The 11,330-nt window shown below is 70.4% G+C and carries 7 protein-coding genes; 5 read left to right on the top strand and 2 right to left on the bottom strand.

The window, feature by feature from the left end:
- Positions 1–463: 463 nt before the first annotated feature.
- Positions 464–1,147, bottom strand: coding sequence for a hypothetical protein (locus ACLQ2T_RS22595; RefSeq protein WP_425768335.1), 684 nt, complete (start codon positions 1,145–1,147; stop codon positions 464–466).
- 71 nt (positions 1,148–1,218) lie between these two features.
- Between ACLQ2T_RS22595 and ACLQ2T_RS22590 the strand changes: the two genes are divergently transcribed.
- The 3 genes from ACLQ2T_RS22590 (at position 1,219) to ACLQ2T_RS22580 (ending at position 5,620) form a co-directional block, all read left to right on the top strand.
- The gene (locus ACLQ2T_RS22590; protein ID WP_425768334.1) at positions 1,219–3,837 is read left to right on the top strand and encodes a valine--tRNA ligase; all 2,619 of its coding nucleotides are present in this window, start codon (positions 1,219–1,221) and stop codon (positions 3,835–3,837) included.
- 149 nt (positions 3,838–3,986) lie between these two features.
- A complete protein-coding gene (locus ACLQ2T_RS22585) occupies positions 3,987–5,258 on the top strand; it encodes a bifunctional folylpolyglutamate synthase/dihydrofolate synthase (RefSeq protein ID WP_425768348.1) in 1,272 nt (423 codons plus the stop codon).
- Positions 5,255–5,620, top strand: a complete 366-nt coding sequence (locus ACLQ2T_RS22580) for a DUF4233 domain-containing protein (RefSeq protein WP_425768333.1) — start codon at positions 5,255–5,257, stop codon at positions 5,618–5,620. Before ACLQ2T_RS22585 ends, ACLQ2T_RS22580 begins: the two co-directional genes overlap by 4 nt.
- An 11-nt stretch (positions 5,621–5,631) precedes the next feature.
- On the opposite strand, the gene ACLQ2T_RS22575 is transcribed toward ACLQ2T_RS22580, so the two are convergent.
- Positions 5,632–7,122 (bottom strand): VOC family protein, encoded by a 1,491-nt coding sequence (locus ACLQ2T_RS22575; RefSeq protein ID WP_425768332.1) that lies wholly within the window; start codon positions 7,120–7,122, stop codon positions 5,632–5,634.
- 143 nt (positions 7,123–7,265) lie between these two features.
- Between ACLQ2T_RS22575 and ndk the strand changes: the two genes are divergently transcribed.
- Positions 7,266–7,691, top strand: coding sequence for a nucleoside-diphosphate kinase (ndk, locus tag ACLQ2T_RS22570; RefSeq protein ID WP_425768331.1), 426 nt, complete (start codon positions 7,266–7,268; stop codon positions 7,689–7,691).
- Between the two features lie 438 nt (positions 7,692–8,129).
- Positions 8,130–11,306: an isoleucine--tRNA ligase gene (ileS, locus tag ACLQ2T_RS22565; RefSeq protein ID WP_425768330.1), complete on the top strand. Its 3,177-nt coding sequence runs from the start codon at positions 8,130–8,132 to the stop codon at positions 11,304–11,306.
- The last annotated feature ends 24 nt before the right edge of the window (positions 11,307–11,330 follow it).

Genomic DNA, 11,330 nt, shown 5'->3' with positions numbered 1-11,330 from the left:
GTGGGAGAGTAGGACACCGCCGGACACACTTCGATTTGAGGGCCACCCCAGCTGGGGTGGCCCTCAAACGTATACCCCCTAGTGTCACTGCCTCCGGGACCGGCGACGGCCGACTCTGCGCCGACCCGACGGGCTCCCACAACCCCGACCACGGCGAACCCCTGAACAGGTATCAGCGGGCCCGCGGGGCGTCCTAGGGTCTGCTGGGTGCTGGGTGCTGGGTGCTGGGTGCTGGGTGCTGGGTTCGCCCGCCTCCATGCGTGACGGGCGTGCGCGGTGTCATGGCCGCCGGCCCAAGAGGCCTGCCTGTCCCCTGAACACCCTTTGCTCTGCTTCAACCGACGCAACAGCTTTAACGCTGGTTGTTGCGGTGGTTGAAGCAGAGCAACAGAGCTGAGGGAACAACAAAGGGCCCGACAGACCACAGACACCGACAGACCACAGAGACGCCCGCGTGGGGGGGTCAGTTGCGGGTCTGTACGGTCTCCCGGATCTGACGCAGCAGCTCGGCGGCGTTGTCCACCGGGCGGAAGGGGAACATGGCGATGGCCACGCTGCCGTGGTCAGCCCACCCGCAGACTGCGAAGTCGCCGCCCTCGCCGCTGGTGCTGCCACACTTCATCACCCCGCCGAGCCGACCCGAGGACACGTCACGCAAGCCGGCAACCGCCCCGGTCTCGTCGGACATCAGGCCGAAAAGACTCTCCAGATCCCGCTCCGGCTGCCACAGCAGGGTGGTACCCCCGAACAACAGCACTGATCGGCGGGCGTCGGCAGGATCCTGGTAGACGGCACCGAAGCTGGTGTCCAGCTCGATGTCCGCGGCGAGGCCGCTGCGTAGGTAGTCGGCGGTGCTCACGGCGCGTTCGCTGTCGTCGCGGGTCAGCCCTGCGACCTGGTCCGGGGTCGCGATCTGGGTGTCCTTCTGCTCAGCGATCCGCCAGCCCCAGGCGCCCAATGCTCCCGCGCCGGTCAGGGCCAGCACCGCCAGTATCGCTATGCCGACCCGGCGCCGCCGACCAGCGGCCGGGGTGCGTTCCGGGGCCGCCTGCGGGTCCCGGTTGCCCAGCTCGATCGGCTCGTCGGTCAGGTTGACCGGGGGAGCACCCTCGTCCAGGTGGCGGGCGGTGAGATGTGGGTCGGACATAGCCGCCACCGTACGCGACATCACCGGTGGCCCACGTCGGGTCCGCTGAAGCCCTCCGTAGACTTTCTTAGGTGACCGAGAATGTGGATACCCGACGCCCCGACGCCCCGACCATCGCCGGCCAGTACCAGCCCGGCGAGGTAGAGCAGCGACGGTACGAGCAGTGGGTAGCCGACGGTCGTTTCCGGGCGTCGGCCAGCAGCGACAAGCCGCCGTTCACCATCGTCATCCCGCCCCCCAATGTCACCGGCTCCCTGCACATGGGCCACGCGCTCGATCACACCGTGCAGGACGCCCTGGTGCGGCGTAAGCGGATGCAGGGCTTCGAGGCGCTGTGGCTGCCCGGCATGGACCACGCCGGCATCGCCACCCAGAACGTGGTGGAGCGGCAGTTGGCCGCGCAGGGCCAGTCCCGCCACGACCTCGGCCGGGAGAAGTTCGTCGAGCGGGTGTGGCAGTGGAAGGCGGAGTCCGGGGGCGCGATCCTCGGTCAGATGCGTCGCCTCGGCGACTCGGTCGACTGGGACCGCGAGCGCTTCACCATGGACGAGGGCCTGTCCCGGGCCGTACTGACGATGTTCAAGAAGCTGTACGACGACGGCCTGATCTACCGGGCGAACCGGATCATCAACTGGTGTCCGCGGTGTCTCACCGCCCTGTCCGACATCGAGGTGGAGCACTCCGACGACGAGGGTGAACTGGTCTCGATCCGCTACAGCGACGAGGTGGTGGTGGCCACCACCCGGGCCGAGACCATGCTCGGCGACACGGCGGTGGCGGTGCACCCGGACGACGAGCGCTACCGGCACCTGATCGGCACCGAGGTCGAGCTGCCCCTGACCGGGCGCCGGATTCCGATCGTCGGCGACACGCATGTCGACCCGGCCTTCGGCACCGGCATGGTGAAGGTGACCCCGGCGCACGACCCGAACGACTTCGAGATCGGGCAGCGGCACGACCTGCCCGCGCTGACGGTCATGGACGAGCGGGGTGTGATCACCGCACCCGGCCCGTTCGAGGGGCTGGACCGGTTCGAGGCCCGTCCGGCGATCGTCGCCGCCCTGCGCGCCGAAGGTCGCATCGTGGCCGAGAAGCGGCCGTACGTGCACGCCGTCGGGCACTGCTCGCGGTGCCGGACCACGGTCGAGCCGCGGCTGTCGTTGCAGTGGTTCGTCAACACCTCCCCGCTGGCCAAGGCGGCCGGTGACGCGGTGCGCGACGGCCGGGTCGCGATCGAACCGGCGGATCTGGCCAAGCGCTACTTCGCCTGGGTCGACAACATGCACGACTGGTGCATCTCCCGGCAGTTGTGGTGGGGCCACCGGATCCCGGTCTGGTACGGCCCGGACGGCGAGGTGGTCTGCGTCGGACCCGACGAGCAGCCGCCGACCGGCGAGGGCTGGCACCAGGACGAGGATGTCCTGGACACCTGGTTCTCCAGCGGGCTGTGGCCGATCTCCACCCTCGGCTGGCCGGAGCAGACCCCGGACCTGGCGAAGTTCTACCCGACCAGTGTGCTGGTCACCGGGTACGACATCCTGTTCTTCTGGGTTGCCCGGATGATGATGTTCGGCCTGTACGCGATGGACGGCAAGCAGCCGTTCGACGTGATCGCCCTGCACGGGATGGTCCGCGACGAACACGGCAAGAAGATGTCCAAGTCCTTCGGCAACGTGGTCGACCCCCTGGACTGGATCGACCGGTACGGGGCCGACGCGACCCGGTTCACCCTGGCCCGGGGCGCCAACCCGGGCGGTGACGTGCCGGTCAGCGAGGACTGGTGTCAGGGGTCGCGCAACTTCTGCAACAAGCTGTGGAACGCGACCCGGTTCGCGCTGCTCAACGGCGCGCACACCGAGGGACCCCTGCCGGACGCGGCCGAACTGTCGACCGTCGACCGGTGGATCCTGTCCCGGCTGGCGCAGGTCACCGCCGAGGTGGACGAGCAGTTCGAGGCGTACGAGTTCGCCAAGGTCTGTGATCTGCTCTACCACTTCGCCTGGGACGACGTCTGCGACTGGTACGTGGAGTTGAGCAAGCCGGTGCTGGCGGCCGGGGGTGCCGCCGCCGACACCAGCCGCCGGGTCCTCGGGCACGTGCTGGACCAGTTGCTGCGGCTGCTGCACCCGGTGATCCCCTTCGTCACCGAGGAACTGTGGACCGCGCTCACCGGTGGCGAGACCGTGATGACGGCTGCCTGGCCGGTAGCCGACCGGGCCCGGATCGACACCGGCGCGGAGGCGGAGATCGCCACCCTGCAACGGGTGGTCACCGAGGTCCGTCGGTTCCGCTCCGACCAGGGGCTGCGTCCGACCCAGCGGGTCGCCGCCCGGCTCGACGGGCTGGCCGGTGCCGGTGTCGCGGCGCACGAGCCGCTGATCCGCTCCCTGGCCCGGCTCGACGTGGCCGGGGAGGACTTCCAGGCCAGCGCGACCCTGGCCATGCCGGGGGAGGTCAGTGTCGCCCTGGACACCCGGGGGTCGATCGACATCGCCGCCGAACGGGCCCGGTTGACCAAGGACCGGGCGGCGGCCGAGAAGGAGGCCGGGCAGGCCCGTGCCAAGCTGGACAACCCGGCGTTCGTCGGCAAGGCCCCGGAGCCCGTGGTCGCCAAGATCCGGGATCGGCTGGCTGCGGCCGAGGCCGACCTGACCCGTATCGACGCCGCTCTGGAGGCGCTGCCCTCGTGACCGACAGCAACGAACGCAGCGGTACGGGTCGACCGGCGGACGCCGGCCGGCCCGGCCGCGCCGATCAGCGCACCGACCGGGGCAAATCTGCCGATCGGGCGGCCTTCGCCGAGGTCGAGGCGGAACTGTCCGGGCGGGGGTTCACTCGGATGGTCTTCGAGTTGGACCGCATCTCGGACCTGCTCGACCTGTTGGGCAGCCCGCAGCGGGCGTACCCCTCGATCCACCTGACCGGCACCAACGGCAAGACCTCCACGGCCCGGATGATCGATTCCTTGTTGCGGGCCTTCGGGCTGCACACCGGCCGGTACACCAGCCCGCACCTGGAGACCGTGCGGGAGCGGATCAGCCTGGACGGCGAGCCGGTGGACGAGGCCCGGTTCACCGCCGTGTACCAGGAGGTCAAGCCGCTTGCCGCGCTGGTCGACGACCGCTCGGCCGAGCCGCTGACCTACTTCGACATGACCACCGCCCTGGCCTTCGCGACGTTCGCGGACGCGCCGGTGGACGTGGCCGTGGTCGAGGTGGGGCTGGGGGGTGCCGAGGACGCCACGAACGTGATCCAGGCCGGGGTGTGCGTACTGACCCCGATCGGGCTGGACCACACCGAGTGGCTCGGTGACACCTTGCAGGACATCGCGGTCGCCAAGTCCGGCATCATCCACCCGGGCGCGACCGTCATCGCAGCCGCGCAGGAGGAGGAGGCCGCTCGGCCGATCCTGCAACGCTGCGCCGAGGTCGGCGCCACCATCGCCCGCGAGGGCTCGGAGTTCGGCGTACTGCGTCGGGCGGTGGCGGTCGGCGGACAGGTGCTCACCTTGCAGGGCCTCGGCGGGGTGTACGAGGAGGTGTTCCTCCCCCTGCACGGCGCCCACCAGGCGCAGAACGCGGCGGTGGCCCTCGCCGCCGTGGAGGCCTTCCTCGGTGCCGGTGCCCGGCGACAGCTCGACCTGGAAACGGTGCGGGAGGGCTTCGCCACCGCCAGTTCCCCGGGTCGACTGGAGCGGGTGCGTTCCGCCCCGACGATCCTGCTCGACGGTGCGCACAACCCGCAGGGCATGACGGCCACGGTCACCGCCCTGCAGGAGGAGTTCGCCTTCAGCAAGCTGGTCGCCGTGGTGGGCACCCTGGCCGACAAGGACGCGGCGAGCATGCTGGAGTTGTTGGAGCCGGTCGTCGACGTGGTGGTGGTGACCCGCAACAGTTCGCCACGAGCGTTGCCGGCCAAGGAGTTGGCGGCCCTCGCCGCCGAGGTGTTCGGGCCGGACCGGGTCGAGGTGGCCGAGGAGATGCCGGACGCGATCGAGACGGCGGTGGCCCTGGCCGAGGAGGACGTACCCGGTGAACTCGCCGGGGTCGGGGTGATCGTCACCGGTTCCGTGGTGACCGTCGCCGACGCGCGCCGGTTGTTGAAGCGATGAGCGCACCGGAGGAGCCTCAGCAGCGGCGGTCGGGGCTGCGTGACCCCCAGCGGGCGGTACGCGGTCTGGGCGCCGGCACCCTGGCCCTGGAGGCGCTGGTGTTGCTGCTGGCCATCCAGCCGATCCGGCTGGTCGGCGGTGACCTGGGAGGTGCCGCGGTCGGGGCGGTGATGGCCCTGGCCGTGGCCGCCGCCGTACTGGCCGCAATGATGGGCCGTCCGTGGGCGTGGAACGCCGGCACGGTGTTGCAGGGACTGCTGCTGCTCTCCGGGCTGCTGCACTGGTCCCTGCTCGTGCTGGGGGTGATGTTCGCGCTGGTGTGGGCGTACGCCTGGCACGTTCGTCGGGTGATTCTGGGCTGAGCCGAGGCGGCTCACGCCTCGGCGCGCTCCCGCCACTGGGTCAGTGCGATGCCGTGACCGTCCGGGTCGCGGAACGCCGCCGCCCACACCTCCAACCGGTTGCCCCGGTTGACCACCCTGGGGGCGTAGGTGAACCGGACCCCGGAGTCGCGTAGCCGCTCGTAGGCGCCTTGGATGTTGTCGACGTCGAGGTTGACGTGCACCAGGCGACGGCTCACCGGCTGGGCGCCGGACACCTCGCGCAACACCAGTCGGGTCGCCCCGGAGGCGAGCACGGCGTTGCCGGCGCCCCGGTCGACCTCGGTGAAGCCGAGCCGACCCCGGTAGAAGTCCAGGGATCGGGCCAGGTCGGTGACCAACAGCGTGATGCCGACGCCGCTGATCGGTGCGGCGGGGTCCGCGGTGTCCGGGTCGGCGGCCTCCGGGTCGTACCCGAAGATCGCCGCATCCAGCTTCCGGGCCTCCTCGGGGTCCTCGACCATCTCCTGGGTCGGCTCCGGGTCGCTCGCGGTCGTCGGGGGCGGCTGGGGGTCGGTCATCCAGGTGGGTCGGGGTTCCGGATCGTCCAGGGATAGGTCGATCGGGTCCAGCGGGTCGGTCGGGCGGGGGGACGGGGCGGCCAGGGGCAGGTTGATCGGGTCGAGCGGGTCGGTCGGGCGGGGGATCGGGTCGGCCACCCGCGTCCCGCTCGGCTGCGTCTCCCCGGCGGCCTGCGTCTCCCCGGCGGCCTCCGGGGAGACCGTGGCGGCCGGGGTGGCGGTGGCGGCCACGAAGCGTTCCTCGGCGGGGGTACGAGGTGCCGGGGTGGCCCGTCGGGGCAGCGGAGCGTCGTTCGACTGCTCGACCACCGTCCCCTCCAGCACGACCGGCCCGCCGGGACGCTGGCGCACCCGTACGGTCTCCCGGGGCTCGACCGGTTCGATCGGTTCCTCGGGGCCGGCCAGCGGGTCGCTCAGCGGGAAATCGTCCTCCGGTGCCCGGTCGGCCCAGGGCGGGGCCTCCTGACCGATCAGGATCTCGTCCGGCGGAACCTGGTCGGCGTACTCCGGTGGCGGGTCGACCGTGCCGGTCTCGGCGTGCGTGGGCACCTCGTCCCAGAGCACCCGGACGTGACGCGGGTCGTCCAGGGCCACCCGGATCGGCAGGCTCTGCCCCAGGGAGGGCCACTTCGAGACCGGCACCCGAGGCTCGATGATCTTCTTCGACCGGGGTGGTAGCCCTGGGGCGTCGATCACCAACTGGAGTTCACAACGCCCGAAGGCGTACTGGGTGGGTGGCTCCGAGGCGCTGTGCACATGCCCGGCGCCGATGACCCAGGTACGACCGCCGGCGCGGATCGTGGCCAGCGCGATCGCCAGGGCCAGCACGGCGACGCCCAGAGCCACGATGGCCCAGCTGGTCATGCCCAGGCCGAAAAGGATGACGAAGGTGGCCACGGTGCCGAGCACCGTAGCGACCAACTTGCGTACCGGTGCGATGGGCCGGTTCCCGCCGTTCGCCACAGTGGACCTCCCGGATGGTCAGGGCCAGGCTAGGCCGGATCGGGGATCGGGGGAAGCACCGACCACCGCGCCGGCACCGGTGCCGGGCCGCTAGGCTGACCGTACCCAGCCCGATCGGCTTCCGCTTCGAGGAGGAACCCAGCGTGTCCAGCAGCACCCCGGACGAGCGCACGCTCGTACTGATCAAGCCCGATGCGGTCCGCCGTGGATTGGTCGGCGAGATCATCTCCCGCTTCGAGCGCAAGGGGCTGCGGATCGACGCGATGGTGTCCCGGACGATGGATGACGCGCTGGCCGACGAGCACTACTCCGAGCACGTCGACAAGCCGTTCTACCCGCCGCTGAAGACCTTCATGACCAGCGGCCCGCTGGTCGCCCTGGTGCTCTCCGGCGACCAGGTCATCGACGTGGTACGCGGCCTGATCGGGGCCACCGACGGGCGCAGGGCCGCCGCCGGCACCATCCGTGGCGACCTGTCCCTGTCCAACCGGGAGAACCTCGTGCACGCCTCCGACTCCGTCGACAGCGCCAAGCGCGAGATCGCCCTCTGGTTCCCCACCCTCCCCTGACCCACCCCACCCCACCCACGCGCTGCCCTCCCTCTCCCTCACCCTCACCCCGCACTTCTGCGTCGATCTTGCACTTTTGGTCGGGACATTTCGGGTCCAAAGCCGCTTAACGGCGACCAAAAGTGCAAGATCGCGTGGAGGAGGGGGTGGGGTGGGTGGGTTATGGGGGTGAGGGGGGTGGGTGGGGCGGGTAGGATGGGGGGACTGGCGACGATCCGGCCATCACCGGGGAGCCTCCGGAAGAAAGGGCCTCGTGCCCGAGTAGAACCGGACGGGTTCGGCCCGTTACAGCCGGTCAACGAGCGGGCGGTCGATCCTGACCGTCAAGCGGGGTGGTACCGCGGGCCTGGCCCGGGGCGCCGGTGACGGCGTACCGGAGAAGGGCTCGTCCTCGCAAGACCCACACACAGTGAGTGTCAGCGAGGAGAGCGACAGGCGATGGCCTATCCGTTGCACGACCCGACCGCCGCCGGTGTCCCGGCGAGCCCGGACCTGCCCGCGGTCGAGCGCCGGGTGCTGGAGCACTGGACGGCCGACAAGACCTTCGAAGCCAGCATCGAGCAGCGGCCGGCCTCCGGCCGGCAATCGGAGACGGGCGCCGGCAGCGGAGACGCCGACAACGAGTACGTCTTCTACGACGGGCCGCCGTTCGCCAACGGGCTGCCGCACTACGGGCACCTGTTCACCGGGTACGTCAAGGACGTGGTGCCGCGCTACCAGACCATGCGGGGTCGACGGGTGGAGCGCCGCTTCGGCTGGGACTGCCACGGCCTGCCCGCCGAGGTGGTGGCGGAGAAGCAGCTCGGGATCACCAGCAAGGCGGAGATCCTGGACCTGGGGGTGGCCCGGTTCAACGAGGCCTGCCGCACCTCCGTGCTGGAGTTCACCCAGGACTGGGAGCGGTACGTCACCCGGCAGGCCCGCTGGGTCGACTTCGCCAACGACTACAAGACCCTCGACCTGGACTACATGGAAAGCGTCATGTGGGCCTTCAAGACCCTGCACGACAAGGGTCTGGTCTACGAGGGCTTCCGGGTGCTGGCGTACTGCTGGCGGTGCGAGACCCCGCTGTCGAACACCGAGACCCGGATGGACGACGTCTACCGGGACCGGCACGACCCCACGCTGACGGTGTGGTTCGAGTTGACCGCCGACGAGTCCGCGCCGGAACTGGTCCGTGGCCCGGTCAAGCTCGGTGTCTGGACCACCACGCCGTGGACCCTGCCGTCGAACCTGGCCCTGGCCGTGGGCCCGGACATCGAGTACGCCGTGCTGGAGCGCGACGGCGAGCGTTACCTGGTGGGCGCCGGGCGGGTGGCCGCGTACGCCAAGGAACTCGAGGGTTACGAGCTTCTCGGCACGGTACGCGGCGCGGACCTGGTGGGGCGGCGGTACACCCCGCTGTTCGACTTCCTGGTGGAGCAGGCCGGTGAGAACGCGTACCAGGTGCTCGGGGCGGAGTTCGTGACCACCGAGGACGGTACCGGGATCGTGCACCTGGCCCCGGCCTTCGGTGAGGACGACCAGAACGTCTGCAACGCCGCCGGCATCCCGACCATCGTCACCGTGGACGACCACACCCGGTTCACCGCGCTGGTCCCGCCGTACGCCGGTGAGCAGGTCTTCGACGTCAACAAGCCGGTGATCCGGGAGCTGAAGGACCGGGGGGTGGTGCTCAAGCAGGACACCTACACCCACTCGTACCCGCACTGCTGGCGCTGCGACACCCCGCTGGTCTACAAGGCGGTGTCCTCGTGGTTCGTCGCGGTGAGCAAGTTCAAGGACCGGATGGTCGAGCTGAACCAGCAGATCAACTGGACGCCCGGGCACATCAAGGACGGCTCCTTCGGCAAGTGGCTGGCCAACGCCCGGGACTGGTCGATCAGCCGGAACCGGTTCTGGGGCTCCCCGATCCCGGTGTGGCGCTCGGACGACCCGAACTATCCCCGCATCGACGTGTACGGGTCGCTGGCCGACATCGAGCGGGACTTCGGCGTACGCCTGACCGACCTGCATCGGCCGGCGGTGGACGACCTGGTCCGCCCCAACCCGGACGACCCGACCGGCAAGTCGATGATGCGTCGGGTGCCGGAGGTGCTGGACTGCTGGTTCGAGTCCGGTTCGATGCCGTTCGCCCAGGTGCACTACCCGTTCGAGAACCGTGACTGGTTCGAGCACCACTACCCGGGCGACTTCATCGTCGAGTACATCGGGCAGACCCGTGGCTGGTTCTACACCATGCACGTGCTGGCCACCGCGCTGTTCGACCGGCCGGCGTTCCGCAACTGCCTCAGCCACGGCATCCTGCTCGGCTCGGACGGGCGCAAGATGTCCAAGAGCCTGCGCAACTACCCGGACGTCTACCACGTCTTCGACTCGTACGGCTCGGACGCGATGCGCTGGATGCTGATGTCCTCGCCGGTGCTGCGTGGCGGGGACATGCCGGTCACCGAGTCGGGCATCCGGGACGCCGTCCGGCAGGTGCTGCTGCCGCTGTGGAACGTCTGGTACTTCTTCTCCCTCTACGCCAACGCCGACGGCTACACCGCCCGGCGTCGGACGGACAGCACGCACCTGCTCGACCGGTACGTGCTGGCCAAGACGAACGAGCTGGTGGCGACGGTCGGCGCGCAGATGGACGCGTACGACATCTCCGGTGCCTGCGCCACCGTGCGGTCCTACCTGGACGCGCTGACCAACTGGTACGTGCGCCGCTCCCGGGACCGGTTCTGGTCCGGCGACGCCGACGCCTTCGACACCCTGTCGACCGTGCTGGAGACCCTGTGCCGGGTGGTGGCGCCGCTGGTGCCGCTGACCGCCGAGGAGATCTGGCGGGGGTTGACCGGTGAGCGCTCGGTGCACCTGACCGACTGGCCGGCCGCCGAGGAGTTCCCGGCCGACCACGACCTGGTGGCCGCGATGGACAACGTCCGGGCGGTCGCCTCGGCGGCCCTGTCGCTGCGCAAGGCCAAGGGTCTGCGGGTGCGGCTGCCGCTGTCCACCCTGACCGTGGCCAGCCCGGTCGCCGAGCAGTTGCGGCCCTTCGCCGACCTGGTGGCCGACGAGGTCAACGTCAAGCAGGTCGTCTTCACCGGCGACGTGTCGGCGTACTGCCAGCAGGTGCTGACCGTGGTGCCCCGGGCCCTCGGACCCCGGGTCGGCAAGCAGGTCCAGCAGGTGATCAAGGCAGTCAAGGCGGGGGAGTGGGAACTGGTCGACGGCGCCCCGGTCGCCGCCGGGGTCACCCTCGCCGAGGGCGAGTACGAGCTGCGGCTGGTAGCGGCCGACGCGGAGCACTCCGCGCCGCTGCCCGGTGGCGAGGGGGTGGTGGTGCTGGACACCACGGTCACCCCGGAACTGGCCGCCGAGGGGCTGGCCCGGGATGTCGTGCGGGTGGTGCAGCAGGCCCGGCGCGATGCCGACCTGGACATCTCCGACCGGATCGTGGCGACCGTGGCCGCTTCGGCACCGGTACGGGAGGCGGTGTCGGCGTACGCCGACTTCGTGGCCCGGGAGGTGCTGGCCGAGCGGGTCGACTTCGCCGAGGAGCTCGACGGCTTCGCCGGTGAGGTCGGTGAGGGCGAGCCCGTGACGGTAGCGGTGCGCCGCACCTGACCGAGAAGTGAGCGGGGGTCCCTT

Source organism: Micromonospora sp. DT229, assembly GCF_049844505.1.
In the GTDB taxonomy this organism is placed as follows: Bacteria; Actinomycetota; Actinomycetes; order Mycobacteriales; family Micromonosporaceae; genus Micromonospora.
Note: the sequence above shows the minus strand (reverse complement) of the source record. Positions and strands in the feature narration are given on the sequence as shown.

Coding starts and splice junctions, on each gene's coding strand:
- ACLQ2T_RS22595 (WP_425768335.1), bottom strand. CDS start 1,147: ATGTCCGACCCACATCTCACCGCCCGCCACCTGGACGAGGGTGCTCCC.
- ACLQ2T_RS22585 (WP_425768348.1), top strand. CDS start 3,987: ATGGTCTTCGAGTTGGACCGCATCTCGGACCTGCTCGACCTGTTGGGC.
- ACLQ2T_RS22580 (WP_425768333.1), top strand. CDS start 5,255: ATGAGCGCACCGGAGGAGCCTCAGCAGCGGCGGTCGGGGCTGCGTGAC.
- ileS (WP_425768330.1), top strand. CDS start 8,130: ATGGCCTATCCGTTGCACGACCCGACCGCCGCCGGTGTCCCGGCGAGC.